Below are 19,090 nucleotides of genomic sequence, written 5' to 3' on the forward strand. Positions count from 1 at the left end.
TGAGTTTCCAGGGCAGGGGTAGCAGGTCAAAGACATTTCGCCAAAAAAAAGCGAAATGAACTATATCGTATCCGACAAGGTTAAAGCAGCGCCGCAGTCAGGTCAACGTCGCTGCCCTGACCTGGGGGAAAACAGAGGGCAAAACCCCGTCGTATTCCGGCATTTGATACTGAGGCTTTATCCGTATAGTCCTAACATCGCCCGTACTGTGACCTCGCTTCACCTTTTCACCATCACCATCGCCATGAAAAAATGCCAAGCTCCCGATCACCCGTACTGCACGCACTGGGTGGCAGAGGGTGAAGCCGTGTGTGCGGCAGGCCATGCGCAAAAATCTCTACAGGCCAGGTCTGATCCGCAAAGGCTGGAGTTGCTCAATGCATCTGCAGGTAGTCTCACCCAAAATCGCGAGGCTAGCGCACCGGTTAACTTGCATCTGCATTTCAGCGGCTACGACCCGCGTGCCGCTGGTGGCCGTTTAACCGTCAAGCTGGACTTGCGTGGCAAGCTGCCGCCGGAAGTCAGTGTCCTTGAAGTGCAATTGCGTTCCGAGCTTGTGCCTGCCGCTGTTTCCAGACAACGTTTGCAGCGTACCGTGTCCGGGCAATGGCAACCTTTGCTGATCAGTTTTTCATCCAAAAACAAAGAGCATGGACAATACCCGCTCGAAGTCATTTTGTCGCATGAGCAAGTGTCCAGAGCCAGGCGGAAATGGATATGCACCAGTGTCATCTTTGTCCCGCGTGCAGATGCTTCGCTGACAGAAATTCACAGCGTCTTTCTGGCTGCGCAAAAGAATGTCAGGGTGGTAGCAGAAGATGGTGCCATCGCCACCCTCAGTGGACTGGGGCAGTCCAGCGGCTATGCGCAAGGCAATATGAATATAGAAATCAATGCCAAAGACGCCTCCATCGCCAAACTGGACATGCTGCCGCCTACCGGAAAATATGAGATTGCCATGGGTACCATCGCCTGGGATGAAGAACTCATAGAAGTAGACGCCACGCCCGAAATTGCCAGTACTACCAGCAGCATCAGGCCTGCAAAGACTATCACTGCACCAGTCCAGCTGCTGGCAAAGCCGGCAGCAACTGCAAACATAATAAGTGCCAGCCTGATAGCAGAGCAGTCACGGCGCAATCAAACGATACGTTTGTTTGCCAGGGATGAATGGGTGCTTGGCCGCATGGAAGAAAAGCCAGGGGCAGATATCCTGTTAAGCCATAAAGCCGGTAATGCCGTAGAAAGCGCCAGGCTGACACGCCGCATCAGCGCCCGTCATGCCATCATCCGCAGGAAAGGCGAGGGCGCAGAAATCGTTGATGTATCGCGTTATGGTACTTTGCTGGATGGTATCAGCATGGAAAAAGACCAGGCATATGCTTTGCGCGCAGGCATGCAAATTGAATTCTGTGCCAGTGTCCGTGGCATAACGAGGTTGCAAGTCATGGCGATATTACCGCATCTGATCATTCTTGCTTCAGCAGATGGCGGGCCGGATACTGAATTGCTGTACCTGATAAAACCGGAAATTGAGCCTGTATCAGCGCCAGTATCCGCAGACACGACAGCCATGACTGCACTGCCTTTGCTATTCCATTTTCAAGGTAACTTTTGGCATAGGGATATGCTCTCTTCACAGGACAGCAAACTGGATGGGAATGCAGATTTGAGACTGTTTTCACATTTGCCACTGACTTGTCGTTATGCCAGCCTGCCATATGCAGATATCTATAGGCAGGGGGCAGCATAAAAGGCTTTGCCATTGAAAACTTTTGTTAATACTGGCTAATCAAAAAAAGCATTTCTCTGTGCTCTCCCGGTGTCACCGCAGCTCTGCGGTGACAGGCCTTGCCATTTAAATATAAATCACGATCTGGCCCCTAAACCCCCTTCTGTTCCAGTCTTTCAAATCCGCCCCCGGTGCTAAGATTTTGCTCAGGTGCAAAACTAGTCCCCGCACCGCGCCGCGATTGAAGGAGTCTCGCATGTTCAGCATCTTTGGCAGTTCCAAACTCAAATGTCCCCAGTGCGACCATCACAATATACAAGATGCCGTGTATTGCACGCATTGCGGCCTCATGCTGAGCAGCCCAAGGCATGAGACTGTCTTGCGCCAGAAACGCTGGTTGCCCAAAGAGAATGAAGTCGCCATGTATTTTGGTGTGCGCCCGCTCAGCAGTATTGCCAGGCAAGACCTGAATATCCCTGTTAATGCCCGCGCCTATGTCGTCCAGGAAGGGCATTTCGCAGAATTGCAGACAGGTGATTACATCAATCAGGATATTTCCGGCCAGCTACTGGGATTGCAAACCGATAAGGCTGCAGAAATCCTGCTGACACGTCTCAATCCATTTGCCCTGCTGTTTTCCTTTGATGATTTGCATACGGCAGAATTTCTGGCGATGGCGGCCAAGTTTGTCATCAGCATCAAGATTGCCGATGTGCCTGCATTTGCCAAACACTTCATGAACGCTCCTGGCATCATCACTTGCCAGCAGTTGCAACAATTGCTGGAGCCCATGGTGCGCCAGATAGCGGTAGAGTTTCTGGGTGCACAATCCTTGCGTGAGCTGCAAGACAATGTGCACCTGCGTCTGCAATTGGATGAACGCCTCTTGTCCACCTTGAACCAGGCCATAGTCCAGTACGGCTTTGTAGCAACCCAGGCCGTGACCCGCGAATTGCGCCACGACAAACTGACAGATCATCGTGAAAAACTCAGCGAAAAAATTGAAAGCCTGCATCTTGTCATCGACGGCCAGCGTGCCCAGCTTGAGCACAGCAAACTCGTCGATGCACTGTACACCAATACTGAATGGCAAAAAATCGCCAGGCAGGAAGAGCAAATCCGCCTGCGTTATCGCCATGAAGAAATGCGCCATCAATTTGGCAAAGACCTGAGCTGGTTATACATGCAAGGCCAGCTGGAAAATGCCAAAAAACGACTGAGCCGCGCCAAGCTGCGCCAGGACGAAGATGAACGCCTGCAAACCATACGCGCCCGTGAACTGGAACTGTATGGCCGCATTGTCGAAGCAGGCACCCGCAAGCAGGCGCTGGAACGTGGTGCAGGTGACACCATCAAGGAACTTGAACACAGTCTCAAGCAAAAGTCTGAACAACGCCAGAATGAAGCTGACCAATGGTTGCACATACGCACCATGGCACGCATCAAGATGCGCTCAGAATCTGAAATCACCCAGTTGCAAGCCAAGGAAGCCGCGCAACTGATGCAACAAAAAATCCAGCATCAACTGCAAAAATTTCAATTCGAGCATGAGACCGCACAAGCAGGCCTGATCGCCGACCAGGAACAGCAAAAAGTCCAGACAGAATTACTGCGTCAAAAGCAAAGCCAGCTGGCCCGCCGTGAACAGGAGCTGGAAGATGAAGAACAAAAAAACCGCCTGATACTCATCAGCATAGAAGCTGAAGCCAGGGCGCGTGAATTCCAGCGCATGCAAGCCTGGGAAGAAGAGTTGCAGCAGCAGCGCAAGCGTGGCATGCAACGTGAAGACAGTATCCAAGATGTAGAGACTGAATTCAAGCTCAGCCAGGTACAGGAAAAAATCCAGGCCATCAGGCGCAGTGATGAGCAGGCTGATGCGATGGTTCAGCATGAAAAATTGCTGGGCACCCTGAAAGCCCATGCCCTGTTCGAACAACAAAACCAGCAACAGCAACATCAGGCCACACTCGCCAGCGTAGAAGTAGAAACCCTGAGGCAGCAACTCAGACAGCAAGAAGATGAACGTCGCTGGAAAAAAGAATTACAACAGGCAGAAGCCGAACGCGCCGACAAGTTTGCCAGACTGAGCCTGGAGCGTGAACAACGCCAGGCAGAACAAGCCCATGATGCCCTGCTGGCCCGCATTGCCATAGAGCGCATGAATGCCATCGCCAACTTCAGCGAAACCGGCAAGATCGCCACCGCTGACCCAGCTAATGCACTGGCACTGGCCGAGATCGTCAAGGTACAGGCGCAAGCCAGCCTGACGACAGAACAGATACTCGCCATGCAGGCAGGCAGCTCCGAACATGCTGCCCATGCCATGAGCGCCATGGCCAGTGCGCAGCAAGGCATGACTTGGGAGCAGGCAGTCAAACTGCTGCAAGAACGCATACAGGATGAGCGCAGCCAAAGAGAAGCTGAGCAACAAAGACGCCATGAGATAGACCTCAGCATGGCGCAAAACATGCTCAGCCGTGTTGCACCAACGGCACAAGCAAGCAGGAAATAAGCAGGCAGCCAGATTAAAAAATGCAGCAAGAATTCAATTTTCATCATTTACGCAAGTTCGAGAAAATAAATCATCCTCATGCAAACGCCATTACAAAAAATTCGTGAATTGCGCGCATTGCTGGATGAAGGCTTGCTCAGCGAAGATGAATTCAGTCAACGCAAGAATGCCATACTCGATACCGAACTGGCACCCGTCATTGTCAGGCAGGACAAGCAAAACAAGCACGACAGGCAGGATAATGAGCAAGGTACAGACCTGGGTTTTCTGGCCGGGCAAGAAGTGGGCGGTCTGTCGAAACGCTATCGCCTTGAGCGCTTGTTAGGGCAAGGGGGGATGGGCCAGGTCTGGCAAGCCAGCGACCTGGCAACCCAGGCAGAACTGGGCCATAGCGAAATGGTGGCACTCAAGATCTTGCCGCCGCAACTGACACAAAGCGCCCTGCATGCCCGCTTGCTGGTAGAAGAAGCTTCGCTGGTGCGCAAGCTCGCGCATGAGCATATCGTCAGGGTCTATGACTGGGCACGCGACCCCGCCACCAACAGCTATTTCATCATCATGGAATATCTGGACGGACAAGACCTGGAAAACTATCTGACCAGGCACACCCGCTGCACACTCAAGCAAGTGCTGGACATGCTCAGCCCCGTGGCCGATGCGCTGGACTATGCCTGGGCCAGACATAAACTTGTGCATCGTGATCTGAAGCCCAGCAATCTCCTGCTGACCAATACTGGCGATATCAAGTTGCTGGACTTTGGCATTTCTGCCCGCTTGCGCAGCCATACCCAGGCTGGCCTGATCTCCACCAGCATGACGCCATCGCGCTCACCGTATGCAGGCACGGCAGGTTACCGTGCGCCAGAAGCCGGCAGCCACCAGCACAGCCCCGCGCTCGATGTGTACGCCGTAGCCGTCATGATTTACCAGATGCTGGAAGCTGGCATGCCCTTTGGTGAATACCGCCATCCTCAGCAACAACCCATACAACCCGCCGCGCTCAATGCCGCGCAATGGCAAGTCTTGCAAAGCGGGTTTGCCATCCAGCCAGACCAGCGGCCTGCCAGCGTACGCGCCCTGTTGCAGACCTTGCAGGCTGCTGGCAAGTCAGCGGCGATTACCACCGCAGCTAAAGCGACTGGCCACAGCAGGCAGCAGCCCGAGCCTGGTGCTGCGTCTGGCGTTTCACTGATAGAGGCTGCTGCCCGCCAGCGTGCAGAATTAAGACGGCAACGCAAGGAGCTGGAAAAGCAAAGGCGCGAACAAGCAAGTGCTGCCCTGCATGCCCTCATCGCCAGGCAAAACCGCCAGCGTGCCATAGAAGATGCCCAGCGTCGCCAGAAAGAAGAGCAGATCCGGCAATACAAAGAACAGCAAGAACAAAAACGCCTGCAAGAAGAAGCCATCGCCGCTATGGCACAGGCAGATACACCGGGCGATGTCACCATCACCTGGGAAGAAGCGCAACGCTACCTGGCCGCCATCAGCCGCACTAGCGGTCCAGAGAACGGGCAGATGCCCGCGGCAGTCTGAGGAAGAAGCCGTCTTGAAATAAATATTAATTTTAGCAATCATCTTGCTAAAATACTGACGACCTAATTGCTTTTCCAGGAGCAGGCTTTGTTAGCAAAAAGCTGCCAGACCAGCAAATTCCATCATCAGGCAATGCTGCCCTTGGAAACCCAGACGCCACCTACCTTGCGGGGCCAATATGAAACTGCCAGTCTTTTTGTCGAGCATGCTTGTTGCTGCCAATGCTTTTTCTGTCAGTAAAGACAGTCAAGTCAACACCTGGTTGGTAGAGCCGATAAGAACGATGACTACCGCCAGGGCAGTACATCAGGTCATCCCCATCAACACCAATGAGTTACTGGTAAGCGGTGGCTGCGGCGGCGAGGGGTGTAGCCCCGTTCATAAAAGCACAGAAATATTCAATATCGCTGACAAATCCTTCAAGCCAGCATCCAGCATGAATACGCCGCGCGTCAGTCATGGCGTGGCCGTTCTTGGAAACGGCGATGTCCTCATTGCTGGTGGCTGGACAGGCCAGGCATCTACCGCCAGTGCCGAGCTGTTCAATAGCAAGACCAGGTCATTTCAAAATTTGCCGTCGATGACAACACCCAGGATAGACCCTGTGGTACTGGCCCTGAATGATGGCCGTGTTCTGGTGGCAGGAGGTGCCACGGCGATAGGTGCGGCAGTATCCAGTGCTGAGATATTCAACCCGGCAAGTGCAAAATTTTCAGCCACCAGCGCCATGCAGCAGCCACGTACCCACCATGCTGCAGTCAAACTGGCAGATGGCCGCATACTCATCACTGGCGGCTTGCGCGCAAAAAATGCGCCCTTGGCGAGTGCCGAGATTTTTGATCCGCGAAGCAATACCTTTGTCAGCACTGCTTCCATGAGCGGCCCACGTTACAAGCATGCCGCAGTAGCTTTGGCAGATGGCCGCGTAATGGTGATAGGTGGCTCTGCCGGCCGTGACGAACATAATCGCCTGGCCAGCACAGAAATTTATGATCCTGCTGCCAATAGCTTCAAGCCTGGTCCCAACCTGATTTCACCACGTTTCAAGATCCCCGCTTCTGCCGCCGTCCTGCCCTCAGGCGCGGTGTTTATTGCTGGTGGTGCCGATGATGTCGAGGTATGGCAGCCCGGTGCTGCGTCTTTTAACAAGGTGAATGGCACACTCGGCACTGCAGTCGAATTCGCAAGCGCAACCGCACTTCCAAACGGGCACATACTGGTGCTAGGTGGCTATGATGAACAGATCAGGTCAACAGCCAGGGCATGGCTGGTAAAGCCTAAAATCTAAAAATCATGCGTAGTTCGCAAATCTCAAAGACATAAAGATACAGGCCGCGCCATTCATGAAAATGGCGCGGCCTGCGCATTTACTGACGGCTTAAGTCTTGCCAGGTTTATTGTTTAACCGCAGCCAGAATCGCTTCTGCAACTGCCTTGGGTTGTGACAGCATAGGTACATGGCTGGTCGGCAGGGTAGTGGTGACAGCATTGATTTTTTTCGCAAATGCAGCCTGCAAACCTGGATCTATCATGCGGTCTTTGCTGGCGATGATGTAATGATTTGGCTTGTTTTTCCATGCAGCGAATGTCACAGGTTCGCCAAATACCTTGGCAGGCAGCAAGCCTTGCGTAGTAGCCAGCACAGCAGTTTTTGCTTTAGGGACGTCTTGCGCAAAATTGGTCGCAAATGATACTGGTGACAATTCCATGTTGCCATTGGCATCCGGTTTCAGGGTCGCAATACCTGGAGGTACAGGATAATCTTTACCCAGACCACCCAGTGCCTCACCTTCAGACGGTGCAAAGGCGGCCACATACACCAGCGCCTTGATCTTGTCGCTGACACCAGCCTGCGTGATCACAGCGCCACCCCATGAGTGGCCTACCAGGACCACCTTGCCAGTCTGTGCATCTACTACGCGCTGTACTGCAGCCACATCATCTGCCAGCGAAGAAAGCGGGTTTTGCACGGCGACGACTTTCACGCCTTTTGCTTGCAGAAAGGGTGTGACCTGGTTCCAGCTTGAACCGTCAGCGAAAGCGCCGTGGACCAGGACTACGGTGGTGTCATTGCCAGAGGCAGCCAATGCATGGCCCGGCAAGGCAACAGCAGAGGAAAGGGCAGCAGACAAGATCAATGCGGTTTTGCTTATGTTTTTCATGATGAACTTTCAAAGAAAATTTAAAAACAGATAAATTAGTTAGCGCGCTAAGTATTTGAATGGCATTTCCTGTCTTTGCGCTTTGCCATGTTGCGAATAATAGCGCGCTAAAAATTAGCGTGCAAGTTAATTTTAAATATTTTTTATTGCGGCTTGCTTTAAGTTTAACTATCCAGATGGCTACTCAACTTGTTCAGGCCAGCCATGAGTTGCTTGAAGTCAGCCATCTGCAAATCGCAGGCGGCAGCAATTTGCTGGCTGATACGCACACCTGCGGCACGCAGTTTATTGCCTTCCTCCGTCAGCGTCAGTACGCGGTTGCGCTCATCTTTTGGGTCGCGGTTACGCAAGAGATAACCCTCTGCTTCCAGTCGTTTGACCACAGGTGTGATAGAGCCAGAGTCCTGCCCCAGACGGTTTGCCAGATCGCGTATGCCCAGGCCTTCCTCTTCCCACAGCACCACCATGACCAGGTATTGTGGGTAAGTCAGATTCAACTCAGCCAGCAGCGGCTTGTACAACTGCGTCATCTTCAAAGACGTGGAGTACAGGTTGAAACACAGATGGTCTGCGAGCAGGGGTGGTTTGCGGGTGGTCATTTGGTAAAAGCTTATTTGGAGGAGCTTAGCGTAACGCAATTTGGGATAGTCAGCAAATGTGAGTGGCGTTGGCACGGGCGTAGGTTGGGCCGGGCCTCGCTAGGCTACGGGGTATCAGCCCAACACTCGGCGTTTAAATAACGCATACGTTTATTGCGGCCCAGTGTTGGGCTGGTAAATCGTAGCCCAACCTACAATCCTTCAACCAAGTCCCGCATCTGCACATGCAATTCATCTTCCCAGTCCACATTCAACTGCTGCTTGGCCCGTAGATAATGATCCGTGAACACATCGAGATACATCTCCAGCGCCTGTGCAGTCGCAGCTTCGCCCGCCAGCCCCAGGCACAGAGCCGCAACTTCTGAAGTACACAAATGATCATCACGTCGTGAACGGCGCAGGCGGTAGCGTGAGAGCTGTTCCGGCAACAGGCTCAACACCGGGAACTGTGCCAGATAAGGGCTTTTCTTGAATATCTTGCGCGCCTCTGGCCAGGTGGCATCCAGCAATATGAATAGCGGACGCTTGTTGCCGTTCTGCTCGGCATCGACAGGCGGCAATCCTGTAATCACCCGCTCAGGTGCCACAAACTCACCCGGAAAGACCACGTAAGGCTGCCATTGCGGGTCAGCCAGCACGGCCAGCAAGACCGGGTCAACTTCAGTACGGGCCCAGCCAAAGGCCATGGTGTCAGGCACCACATCGGCAATCAGCCAGCCAGTGTTACTGGGTTTTAATGTTTCATGCTCGGCCATCAGCAGGCATACGCCAGCGCGAGTTGGCACGATGGGGCGCAATTCGCACAGGCAATGGCTGAGTATCAGCCGGCAGCCACCGCAACGCTCACCCTTGGGGCCGCCACGCGCCAGAAACGGCCTGGTACTGCGCTCCAGGCGCGACGAGCGCAAACGGGAAACAGCATGGGGCGGATGGGGCAAAGGTGATGGCTTCATCAGGGACATAAATCAGGGCAGACCAGCATGGCACTATGCCTGTTTGAAAGACAGACAGGCAATATTCCGGGATGCTTAAGAATGGCGCAAGGCGCGCAGACAACCAACAAGTTGGCCGAAAAGAAAGGGTGCAAGACCAGCGCTTGCACCATAATAAAAATCAGCGGTAAAACGCCTCAACCACGCCCTTGACCTTGATCATCAAAGGATTGCCCTTGCGGTCACGCGCCTTGCCAGCAGCAACACTGATCCAGCCTTCGCTGATGCAATATTCTTCAACATCGTTGCGCTCTTTGCCATTGAGCTTAATACCGACATCGTGTTCAAACACGGCGGCAACATGATAAGGGCTGCGCGGATCAACCGACAGGCGATCAGGCAATGGAGGGTATTGTGTAGTATCGTTCATGGACGTAATTATCCCTTAGAACGGAAGGGGATTCAATGAGAACAGCGTGTCGCTGACCATCGCAGTATTACCAGGCATGACCGGAATTGCATGTCTCGCATTGGTTAATAGTAAAAACAAATCGAATCAATAAATTAAATTAAGTATATCTATCAATCTTCCATCTCTATAATCGATCAGGTAGCCAGTGTGTCACTCAATCAAAGGAGATAATGATGTCAAACGAAGCAAAATGCCCGTTCTCAGGTAGCGCTCATTTAACTGCTGTAGCCAGCACCCCCGGCAACGCAGGCTGGTGGCCAAACCAGCTTAACCTCAAAATCCTCCACCAGCATTCCCCCTCGTCCAATCCCATGGAAAAGGACTTCAACTATGCCAAAGCCTTCAAGACCCTCGATCTCGACGCAGTGATACAGGACTTGCATGCACTGATGACAGACTCGCAAGACTGGTGGCCAGCAGACTATGGTCATTACGGCCCCTTCTTCATCCGCATGGCCTGGCATAGCGCAGGCACCTATCGCACTGCCGATGGTCGCGGTGGCGCAGGTGCGGGCGCACAACGTTTTGCACCACTCAATAGCTGGCCAGACAATGGCAACCTCGACAAGGCCCGCCGCCTGCTCTGGCCCATCAAGCAAAAATATGGCAACAAACTGTCATGGGCAGACTTGATGATACTGGCTGGTAACGTCGCGCTTGACTCCATGGGCTTCAAGACCTTCGGCTTTGCCGGCGGCCGCCCCGACGTATGGGAACCGCAAGACGATATCTACTGGGGATCAGAAGGCAAATGGCTGGATGACCAGCGTTACACTGGCGACCGCGAACTCGAAAACCCCCTCGCTGCCGTACAAATGGGCCTGATCTATGTTAATCCGGAAGGCCCGAATGGCAAGCCAGACCCGCTGGCATCTGCCCGCGATATCCGCGAAACCTTTGCCCGCATGGCCATGAACGATGAAGAAACCGTCGCCCTGGTCGCAGGCGGCCACACCTTCGGCAAAGCCCATGGCGCTGGCGACCCCAGCCTTGTCGGTGCAGAACCAGAAGGCGGCAGCATAGAAGAACAGGGCCTGGGCTGGACCAACAGCTTTGGCAGCGGCATAGGTGTGCACACCACCACCAGCGGTATAGAAGGCGCATGGACGCCCACGCCCACCAAATGGGACAATAGCTATTTCGAAACTTTGTTCGGCTACGAATGGCAACTTACCAAGAGCCCGGCCGGTGCCCATCAATGGACGCCGACTGACCCAGCCGCCAAGACCACCGTGCCAGATGCGCATGACCCATCCTTGCGTCACGCCCCCATGATGACCACTGCAGACCTGGCCCTGCGTGCAGACCCGGCTTACGAAAAAATCTCTCGCCGTTTCCTGCAAAACCCGCAAGAACTGGCTGACGCCTTCGCCCGTGCCTGGTTCAAACTGACGCACCGCGACATGGGTCCTGTCACCCGTTACCTCGGCCCGCTGGTACCAAAAGAAGTCCTGCTGTGGCAAGACCCTGTCCCGGCTGTAGATCATGCGCTGGTTGATGATAAAGATATCGCCAGCCTCAAAGCCAAACTGCTGGCATCTGGCCTGTCGATATCTCAACTCGTCAACACTGCATGGGCATCTGCTTCCACCTTCCGTGGCAGCGACAAACGCGGCGGTGCCAACGGCGCGCGCATACGCCTGTCACCACAAAAAGGCTGGGAAGCCAACCAGCCAGAAGAACTGGCCAGGGTACTGACAAAACTGGAAGCCATACAGGCAGAGTTCAATGCCGCGCAATCTGGTGGTAAAAAAATCTCACTGGCTGATTTGATTGTCTTAGGTGGCAGCGCCGCTATCGAAGCTGCAGCTAAAAAAGCCAGGCAAGACATCACCGTACCATTTACCCCGGGCCGCACCGATGCCAGCCAGGAGCAAACCGATGTTGAATCTTTCAGCGTACTTGAACCCCTGGCAGACGGTTTCCGCAATTACCTGCGCAAAGGTCTCGAAGAGTCAGCAGCAGCCCTGCTCATCGACAAGGCACAACTGCTGAACCTGAGCGCGCCAGAAATGACAGCACTGGTCGGCGGCCTGCGCGCACTTGATGGCAAATCTGTACTCAGCAAACATGCAGAGACACTCAACAACGATTTTTTCGTCAACCTGCTGGACATGAGAACCAAATGGCAAAAATCCGGGACTGACGGCCAGCTCGAAGGCCGCGACAGAAAAACCGGTGACTTGAAATGGACAGCAAGTGTAGTAGACCTCGTCTTCGGTTCCAACTCACAATTACGGGCACTGGCAGAAGTCTATGCCAGCAGCGATGCGCAGCAGGCTTTTGTACGCGATTTTGTGAGAGCCTGGGTCAAGGTCATGAATGCAGACAGGTTTGATTTGCTGTGAGTCCTAATTCTCAATATCCCTGTAGCATTGTTTGATGATAAGTATTCCCTCCCCTTCAAGGGGAGGGTTAGGGTGGGGATGGGGTTCAGTTGACCGACTACGTACATAATTTTCTGGAGTCGTAAATTGGGTCGGACCTAGCCAGGCCGCGCTTCGCCAGGCCCGTCCCCATCTACACTTTTGGACCCAGCTTCTCCGCCACACCTGTCAAAGACATGGCATCCTTGTCAAATCCCGCCAGCCGCTTATACCGCAAAGAAATCGCCTCAAGCTCAGCCTGCGCAATCACCTCATTCACATCTGCAAAACCTTGAGGCGCACGTTCTTCCGCCATCTGCATCACCTGCTCAGGCCCATTCATGCGGTTACGCAATACGATGCCCGTAGTACGCGGCAAACGCTCAGCCTCATACTCACGCAACGCGTACAAAATACTCGCTTCACCAACGAGACAGTCAGTCAGATAGCGCGCATCCAGTATCGCCTGCGCACTGCCGTTTGAACCTATAGGGTACATGGGGTGGGCAGCATCACCCAACAAAGTCACCCGCTCAAAAGTCCAGCGCGGCAAAGGGTCACGATCCACAAGTGGGAACTCATACACCACTTCTGATTTCTCGATCAGATCAGGAATATCTATCCAGCCCCAGTTCCAGCTGTCAAAGGGTTTGCTGAAAGTGGCTTTATCGACTTTACGATTCCAGTCCGACGCTGGCAATTCGCCACCCGGTACACGTAACTCCGCGATCCAGTTAATCAGCGAACGCCCTTGCGCCCGCAAAGGCTCAGAGATAGGGTAGCAAACAAATTTCTGATCCTGATGCCCCGCCATGAACATGCTGCGTCCATCCATATAAGGTGCAGCTTCTGTCACACCGCGCCACAACATGCGGCCAGAAAAACGCGGCTGGTCACCCTGTGGGTACAAGAAGCGCCGTACAGCAGAGTGTATGCCATCCGCACCGATGAGCAAATCAGACTCCACTTGCACAGCCGCTTTATCCGTTTGCCGGGTGAAAGTAGAAATTACCTTGTCGGCCACCTGCTCAAAAGACGTGAATGCATGGCCCTGGTGTATGCGCGCAGCACCCAGGCGATCTATGACATTTTGTAGTAAAGTCATCTGCAACTCACCACGGTGTATGGAATATTGCGGCCAGTCATACCCAGCAGCACGTCCCCGTGGCTCCTGCCAGATTTTTTGCCCAAACTTATTGAAATAAGACAGCGATGCAGTTTCGATGCCGCGCTCGGCCAGACAAGTTTCCAGGCCTAGCTGACACAATTGCTGGCTCGCATGTGGCAATAAATTGATACCCACACCCAGCGGCTTGATCTCCTTGACCGCTTCATAGACTTCAACATCTATCCCGTGCTCATGCAGCATCAGTGCGAGAGTGAGTCCACCTATGCCAGCACCGGCGATTACTACTTTCATGTCTTCCTCCAGCAAATTTATGATGTCGCACACGTATGTCGACTTTGATTTATTGTTCTACTGTATAACAATTATTCCAGGCGAGACAAGACTTATTGAAATTTATAACCGGCTGGTTTGAGCAAAGCTATCGCCAGATTCAATAGATGCTAATAATGTCGTATCAATAAGATTTTCTGTTTTGATATATACGCGCACATGTACAATAGTGCAAATAAAAACATCATCAATCTCAGCTCATTACATGCCCAAACAAAAAGAAACCGCCCCCAGCCAGGTTGTCGCTTTCAATGCACGCATAGAAGGCATCAACTACGACATCCTTGAAGAACTCACCGGCTATGCCGTGCGCCGCGCCCAGCTCTCCATCTATGCCGATTTCACTGCCAGCCTCGGTGTTTACGACATAACGCCACAGCGCTTTTCTTCACTGGTCATCGTTTGCAATAACCCCGGTATTTCTCAAACCCGCCTGGCAGAAGTCATGGGCATCGCCCGTTCAAACGTCGTCGCCATCATCGACAATTTTGAACAGGCAGGCCTGCTGGAACGTCAGGGCTCAGGCGACCGCAGATCCTATATGCTGCACCTGACCAAAGAAGGCCAGCGCCAACTGGAAAAATACAAACAGGCAGTCAAAGAACACGACGACAGGGTCAGCCAGCACCTGACGATGAAGGAAAGGCAGCAATTGCGTGCCCTGTTAGGGAAGTTGTGTATGGAGCCTAAGTGAGAGAGCGCTTGTTTGAGGGAAAGGCTGCAATGTTTGTACGTATTGTAGGTTGGGCTACGGGGTATCAGCCCAACACTTGGCCTTAGTAAACGTGTATGTTATTTAACCGCTGAGTGTTGGGCTGGTAAATCGTAGCCCAACCTACAATGCTAGCGAGGCCCGGACCAAGCTACGAGATACGAGCCCAAGTTTTCATGCAGCAATGCTTACATCACCGTCGTCAACGCGAAACCTGAAAAACCCGAATCCGTACTTGCATCCCATCCAAAATATTATTATATTAAATAACTGTTACACGATATAACAATATTGCGCCGCAATAAAAAATCATAAGCCCAGCCAGCAAACAAGGCCAAAACCGCATCCGCAATACCAACAATAATTCAGGAGACTGCAATGCAAATCAAACTCAGACCCACCCTGCTGGCCCTGCTGATCGCCACCACCACAGGCATGGCTCAGGCCGACATCACCATCGGTGTCAGCCTGCCCCTGACCGGCCCGGCATCTGGCCTCGGCATACCCACCAAGAACGGCATAGGCCTGTGGCCAGAAACCATAGGCGGTGAAAAAGTAAAGCTCATTATCCTTGACGACGCATCCGACACCACGCAGTCCAGCAAGAACGCTCGCAGGCTCATCACGGATGACAAGGTCGATATCATCGTCGGCTCCACTGCCACACCCGCCTCTGTTGCCCTGGCAGAAGTCGCGACTGAACTCAAGGTGCCACAAATCTCCACTTCACCGGTTGAGCTGGCAGCAGGCAAAGGCGCATGGACCTTCCGCGTTGCCCAGTCCACCCAGCTCATGGCCAATGCCGTGGCTGACCACATGAAAAAAGAAGGCGTCAAAACCTATGCCTACCTCGGTTATTCAGACGCCTATGGCGAAGCCTGGTTCAAAGCCATCAGCGCCGCCGCCAGCAAGGCAGGCTTGCAATCCGTCGCCACAGAACGCTTCAACCGTCCCGACACCACGGTCACTGCTCAAAGCCTCAAGATAGTCGCCACCAAGCCAGACGCCATCCTCATCGGTGCATCTGGCAGCGGCGCAGCCATGCCACACAAGGCCCTGATAGAACGCGGCTACAAAGGCAAAATCTACCAGACCCACGGCGCAGCATCGCGTGACCTGATACGCCTGGGCGGCAAAGACGTAGAAGGTGCTTTCGTCGTCGCAGGCCTCGCCATGCTGCCCGAACTGCTGCCAGAAAGCCACCCGTCAAAACATCTGGCAACCGACTTTACCAGCCGCTATGAAAAACAATACGGCGAAGGCACAAGAAACCAGTTCGCCGCCCACGGCTACGATGCCTACCTGTTACTGAACCGCGTCATCCCCCTGGCCCTGAAAAAGGCCAAACCCGGCACGCCAGAATTCCGCACAGCTTTGAAAGACGCGATGGAATCTGAAATCGATATCCCTATCACCCAGGGTGTTTTGCATTACACAGCGAATGACCATTTTGGCCTGGAAGAAAAGGCGAGGGTGATGCTGACGATACAGGGCGGGAACTGGAAGGCAGTTGGACCTTGATGAGTAAGAGCAAATGAACGGTACGTTTCATTTGCCTGGATCTGAGTTCTAAATAAATTTGATCTGGTAATGGCATATGCTACCAGATCAAATTTCTGATAAGTATTGAGACAAAAAAATTATGTCCGGGTACATTAAAAGAGCACAATATTTCCCGCGCTTTAAACCACGGCAGTGCTGAACGACCAGGGCTGCTGCGCAAGTAGGTGAGACAGCCTTTGCAGAGCCGCTCGCAAGCGTCCACGGTCCTTGATACTACCCAAAGAGATACGAATTGCATTCACCGACTCGCTACCAGTTGCAAATGCCTCCGCCGGCATGACTGTGACGCCCTCGCTCTCGGCGGCACGTACAAATTGTGCGGAGTCCCAATACGCTGGCAAGGCTAGCCATACATGCAGGCCGTCTCCGCTGCCGTTATACTTCCCCGCCAGAATATCTCTTGCCATGCTGTGACGCAGACGCGCCTCTTTGCGTACGACTTCCATCAATCCCTTGGCCGAACCATCGAGTATCCACTGCGTGGCTAATGCGGCAGTCAGAGGAGCGCCCATCAGCGCAAATGATCTTAGCGCGACCAGGAAGCGTTCACGCTCCTGCGGGTCGCGTATCAGCACGAAGGCCACACGCAAGCCGGGCGTCAGGCATTTAGACAGCGTTGAGATGTAGTACACCTGTTCCGGCGCAAACCTGGCAATAGGTGGTGGCGGGGCATCGGCAAGCAGCCAGTAGGGATCGTCTTCGATGATGCGTACATTGCAGCGCTGCGCGATGCTGGCAAGCTCCTTGCGCCGTTGTTCCGGCATGGTGATGGCGGTCGGGTTTTGCAATGTTGGATTGAGGTAGACCAGCCCAGGCTTGTGCTGGCGGCACGCTTGCTCAAGCATTTCTGGCAGCATGCCGTGCTGGTCCGTTTCCACCGCAATGATGCGCCTTCCGAACTGGGTCGCTGCGGCAAGCAAGCCGGGATAAGTCATCGCTTCTGCCAGGATGACATCGCCAGGTTCAGTAAGCGCAAGTATCAATGCCGCAATCGCTGCCTGCGCACCCGGACAGACAACAAGCTGTTGAGTATCCACATGCCCAAACATCGGTTCCAGCCACTTGGCCCCAGCCTTGCGATCAGATTCACCCCCTCCGGCCAGGTGGTAAGTCATCAGTTGTTCATTATCTGCACTCATCAGCACCTGAGACAAACCTTGCTTCAGCATGTCGTCAAAGTCCACACCATCCGGCGGCGGTGGGGTATTCATGCTCAGGTCTAGGATAGCGTTCAATGCGACTTTGGGCGCGGCGACATAAGTACCCCGGGCACCCCGACCCTCCAGCAAGTTGCGGCGTCTGGCTTCATCGTATGCACGCGTGACGGTCGTCAGGTCTACGGCCAGTTGCGCTGCCAGCTGCCGCTGGGTAGGCAGACGCTCACCCGGTTTCAACGATCCTGCTACCACCGCCGCCTGCAAGGCATCCGCAATCTGCAAGAAGCGCGGCCCGCCATGCATGGCCAGTCGCGGCAGCCAGACTGGCACATTTTCATCTTGTATGTTTTTCAACTGGGACATTTTGTCCTAATGTATGGAAATTGCTTTCGAGTAGTATGCATCAGGGCACACAGCAATACCATGCTTGCATGGTGGTTGCCGATGTTTCCTCATCTCGCGTCTGCATCCAGCAAATCACTACGTAGGATGCGAGAGGGGATGGTTAAACATAAAATGAAGCTGCTGAAGCAGCGATTTAAGTAGTACTCCAAACGATAAAATGAAGCTGCTGAAGCAGCGATTTAAGTAGTACTCCAAACGATAGTTAGTGTCATTATTAACCTGGAAATACTCAAAATGATGGATTGGATCCCTATAGTCCTGGTGACATTCAAGCTTCTCGTGCTCGCCATAGGCATGTTCTTCGCCATCAAGTGGCATTATGACCAAGGGAAGAAGTTGGCAACGAATGCGGTACTACGCGCGGGCGGCAAGGTGGCCGCAATCTTCATGCTATCGCTTCTGGGCCTGGGGCTTTTCACCCTCGTCCTTGCCAGGACGTTTGGTCTGGACTTGAGCTTTCCGTGATGACAAAGAATAGCCGACAGATATCCAGTGATGCGGCTGCAGTTTCCTGATGCGGCTATTGAGCAGCGTCGCAGAAATAAGGCAGTTCATGCGATATTGTTTGCTTTGTCATATTGAATCTTCAATTCCGGGATAATCTCAAGCAGGCTATCAATTTCCTTAATCCTCTTGGGGAAGACGGTTGAATAACTATCGTCCCGATAATTATAAGTGAAATCAAAATCCCCAGTCAGCGCACGTGCAATACAAACCATAACCCCTTTACTTCTTTCAAATTCGTCATAAGGAACCTTGTCACTGCCAGGAGTGTACTTGGGTGGAAGATTACGTAAAAAACTTTCTTCAGAATCAAGATGATAAAGTTTTTCTATAAGAGCAATGCCATCAGCCACCACTGCTCGCAAGATTGGTCGAGACTCGGTGATATCTATCATCGCTTTTTGAGCCCCTTCGGATGGTGGGGCTACATTCATCTGAAGATTTTTATCCGCCAGTATCCAACATATCCTGCGCAAATTTTCAGGCATATGCTTTAGCAAATGGGGAACACTTTGAAATCGTACTATAGAGGTGGGCTGATCATACCCGTTGAGTTTCTTGAATAAGGCCATTGATCTCTTGTGATAAATAAAGATTGCTGGCTGCAATGGAGTATTGTTCAACGCAAAACCAAATCCCAGATTGATTGCCAATGTCGAGTGTTTTAACGATTTATTTTTGAATTCACCGGACGAAAAATCCCAGCCGGGATATTCCGATGCGACATCACTGCAAATCTCGTATAGTTTGTTTTTTAAACTACCCATTTTTCCTCACTTACTGTTAACAAGAACTGGCGTTACTGGTAAAGAATTTTCCACATCTGCTTGAGCGGCATTTCCCTGGTTCCCGTGCTCTACCAGATAGTCCAATTGGAAATGTATTTTTTATGAAGCCGAAAATACAAATATTAAAACGAAATAAGTTTGAGTTGACAGTGCTTCATAAAAAGTTAAATGCAGTAATAAAGTTTTATTTATTT

At 52.7% G+C, this 19,090-nt stretch carries 15 protein-coding genes; 8 read left to right on the top strand and 7 right to left on the bottom strand.

Translation table 11 applies throughout. The features are described 5' to 3' along the window. Positions 1-244: 244 nt before the first annotated feature. The 4 genes from DFR42_RS09190 to DFR42_RS09205 all read left to right on the top strand — a co-directional run bounded on the left by DFR42_RS09190 (position 245) and on the right by DFR42_RS09205 (position 7,065). On the top strand, positions 245-1,753 hold the full coding sequence (locus DFR42_RS09190) for an FHA domain-containing protein (protein WP_170133464.1): 1,509 nt from the start codon (positions 245-247) through the stop codon (positions 1,751-1,753). Between the two features lie 235 nt (positions 1,754-1,988). Further along, positions 1,989-4,244, top strand: a complete 2,256-nt coding sequence (locus tag DFR42_RS09195) for a hypothetical protein (RefSeq protein ID WP_110254659.1) — start codon at positions 1,989-1,991, stop codon at positions 4,242-4,244. 78 nt (positions 4,245-4,322) lie between these two features. Continuing rightward, a complete protein-coding gene (locus tag DFR42_RS09200) occupies positions 4,323-5,777 on the top strand; it encodes a serine/threonine-protein kinase (RefSeq protein WP_110254660.1) in 1,455 nt (484 codons plus the stop codon). Positions 5,778-5,955: 178 nt separating this feature from the next. Next, a complete protein-coding gene (locus tag DFR42_RS09205; protein ID WP_110254661.1) occupies positions 5,956-7,065 on the top strand; it encodes a Kelch repeat-containing protein in 1,110 nt (369 codons plus the stop codon). 106 nt (positions 7,066-7,171) lie between these two features. Here DFR42_RS09205 and DFR42_RS09210 read toward each other — a convergent pair whose 3' ends face one another. The 4 genes from DFR42_RS09210 to DFR42_RS09225 form a co-directional block, all read right to left on the bottom strand. After that, entirely contained in the window at positions 7,172-7,939 is a 768-nt protein-coding gene (locus DFR42_RS09210) for an alpha/beta fold hydrolase (RefSeq protein ID WP_110254662.1), read from the bottom strand. A gap of 164 nt (positions 7,940-8,103) precedes the next feature. Then, a complete protein-coding gene (locus DFR42_RS09215) occupies positions 8,104-8,538 on the bottom strand; it encodes a MarR family winged helix-turn-helix transcriptional regulator (protein WP_110254663.1) in 435 nt (144 codons plus the stop codon). 191 nt (positions 8,539-8,729) lie between these two features. Then, positions 8,730-9,491: a tRNA-uridine aminocarboxypropyltransferase gene (locus DFR42_RS09220; RefSeq protein WP_245936900.1), complete on the bottom strand. Its 762-nt coding sequence runs from the start codon at positions 9,489-9,491 to the stop codon at positions 8,730-8,732. A 160-nt stretch (positions 9,492-9,651) separates the two neighbouring features. Next, positions 9,652-9,900, bottom strand: a complete 249-nt coding sequence (locus DFR42_RS09225) for a DUF3297 family protein (RefSeq protein ID WP_110254665.1) — start codon at positions 9,898-9,900, stop codon at positions 9,652-9,654. Positions 9,901-10,115: 215 nt separating this feature from the next. Here DFR42_RS09225 and katG point away from each other — a divergent pair, with 215 nt between their 5' ends. Further along, positions 10,116-12,290, top strand: a complete 2,175-nt coding sequence (gene katG / locus DFR42_RS09230) for a catalase/peroxidase HPI (RefSeq protein WP_110254666.1) — start codon at positions 10,116-10,118, stop codon at positions 12,288-12,290. 172 nt (positions 12,291-12,462) lie between these two features. Here katG and DFR42_RS09235 read toward each other — a convergent pair whose 3' ends face one another. Beyond that, positions 12,463-13,728 (bottom strand): flavin-dependent oxidoreductase, encoded by a 1,266-nt coding sequence (locus tag DFR42_RS09235; RefSeq protein ID WP_110254667.1) that lies wholly within the window; start codon positions 13,726-13,728, stop codon positions 12,463-12,465. A 244-nt stretch (positions 13,729-13,972) separates the two neighbouring features. On the opposite strand from DFR42_RS09235, the gene DFR42_RS09240 reads away from it, so the two are divergent. Both DFR42_RS09240 and DFR42_RS09245 read left to right on the top strand, forming a co-directional pair. After that, positions 13,973-14,461 carry a MarR family winged helix-turn-helix transcriptional regulator gene (locus DFR42_RS09240; protein ID WP_110254668.1) on the top strand — a complete coding sequence of 163 codons (489 nt, stop codon included), beginning with the start codon at positions 13,973-13,975 and terminating at the stop codon, positions 14,459-14,461. A 396-nt stretch (positions 14,462-14,857) separates the two neighbouring features. Then, positions 14,858-16,000: an ABC transporter substrate-binding protein gene (locus tag DFR42_RS09245; protein WP_110254669.1), complete on the top strand. Its 1,143-nt coding sequence runs from the start codon at positions 14,858-14,860 to the stop codon at positions 15,998-16,000. Between the two features lie 161 nt (positions 16,001-16,161). Here DFR42_RS09245 and DFR42_RS09250 read toward each other — a convergent pair whose 3' ends face one another. Further along, a complete protein-coding gene (locus DFR42_RS09250; protein WP_211324213.1) occupies positions 16,162-17,562 on the bottom strand; it encodes an aminotransferase-like domain-containing protein in 1,401 nt (466 codons plus the stop codon). A 276-nt stretch (positions 17,563-17,838) separates the two neighbouring features. On the opposite strand from DFR42_RS09250, the gene DFR42_RS09255 reads away from it, so the two are divergent. After that, on the top strand, positions 17,839-18,069 hold the full coding sequence (locus DFR42_RS09255) for a hypothetical protein (RefSeq protein WP_110254670.1): 231 nt from the start codon (positions 17,839-17,841) through the stop codon (positions 18,067-18,069). Between the two features lie 86 nt (positions 18,070-18,155). On the opposite strand, the gene DFR42_RS09260 is transcribed toward DFR42_RS09255, so the two are convergent. Then, on the bottom strand, positions 18,156-18,875 hold the full coding sequence (locus DFR42_RS09260; RefSeq protein WP_110254671.1) for a hypothetical protein: 720 nt from the start codon (positions 18,873-18,875) through the stop codon (positions 18,156-18,158). Positions 18,876-19,090: the final 215 nt, after the last annotated feature.

The organism is Undibacterium pigrum (assembly GCF_003201815.1).
Lineage (GTDB): Bacteria > Pseudomonadota > Gammaproteobacteria > Burkholderiales > Burkholderiaceae_D > Undibacterium > Undibacterium pigrum.

Coding starts and splice junctions, on each gene's coding strand:
- DFR42_RS09225 (WP_110254665.1), bottom strand. CDS start 9,900: ATGAACGATACTACACAATACCCTCCATTGCCTGATCGCCTGTCGGTT.
- DFR42_RS09195 (WP_110254659.1), top strand. CDS start 1,989: ATGTTCAGCATCTTTGGCAGTTCCAAACTCAAATGTCCCCAGTGCGAC.
- DFR42_RS09205 (WP_110254661.1), top strand. CDS start 5,956: ATGAAACTGCCAGTCTTTTTGTCGAGCATGCTTGTTGCTGCCAATGCT.
- DFR42_RS09215 (WP_110254663.1), bottom strand. CDS start 8,538: ATGACCACCCGCAAACCACCCCTGCTCGCAGACCATCTGTGTTTCAAC.
- DFR42_RS09235 (WP_110254667.1), bottom strand. CDS start 13,728: ATGAAAGTAGTAATCGCCGGTGCTGGCATAGGTGGACTCACTCTCGCA.
- katG (WP_110254666.1), top strand. CDS start 10,116: ATGTCAAACGAAGCAAAATGCCCGTTCTCAGGTAGCGCTCATTTAACT.
- DFR42_RS09255 (WP_110254670.1), top strand. CDS start 17,839: ATGATGGATTGGATCCCTATAGTCCTGGTGACATTCAAGCTTCTCGTG.
- DFR42_RS09220 (WP_245936900.1), bottom strand. CDS start 9,491: ATGAAGCCATCACCTTTGCCCCATCCGCCCCATGCTGTTTCCCGTTTG.
- DFR42_RS09260 (WP_110254671.1), bottom strand. CDS start 18,875: ATGGGTAGTTTAAAAAACAAACTATACGAGATTTGCAGTGATGTCGCA.
- DFR42_RS09210 (WP_110254662.1), bottom strand. CDS start 7,939: ATGAAAAACATAAGCAAAACCGCATTGATCTTGTCTGCTGCCCTTTCC.
- DFR42_RS09200 (WP_110254660.1), top strand. CDS start 4,323: ATGCAAACGCCATTACAAAAAATTCGTGAATTGCGCGCATTGCTGGAT.
- DFR42_RS09250 (WP_211324213.1), bottom strand. CDS start 17,562: ATGTCCCAGTTGAAAAACATACAAGATGAAAATGTGCCAGTCTGGCTG.
- DFR42_RS09245 (WP_110254669.1), top strand. CDS start 14,858: ATGCAAATCAAACTCAGACCCACCCTGCTGGCCCTGCTGATCGCCACC.
- DFR42_RS09190 (WP_170133464.1), top strand. CDS start 245: ATGAAAAAATGCCAAGCTCCCGATCACCCGTACTGCACGCACTGGGTG.
- DFR42_RS09240 (WP_110254668.1), top strand. CDS start 13,973: ATGCCCAAACAAAAAGAAACCGCCCCCAGCCAGGTTGTCGCTTTCAAT.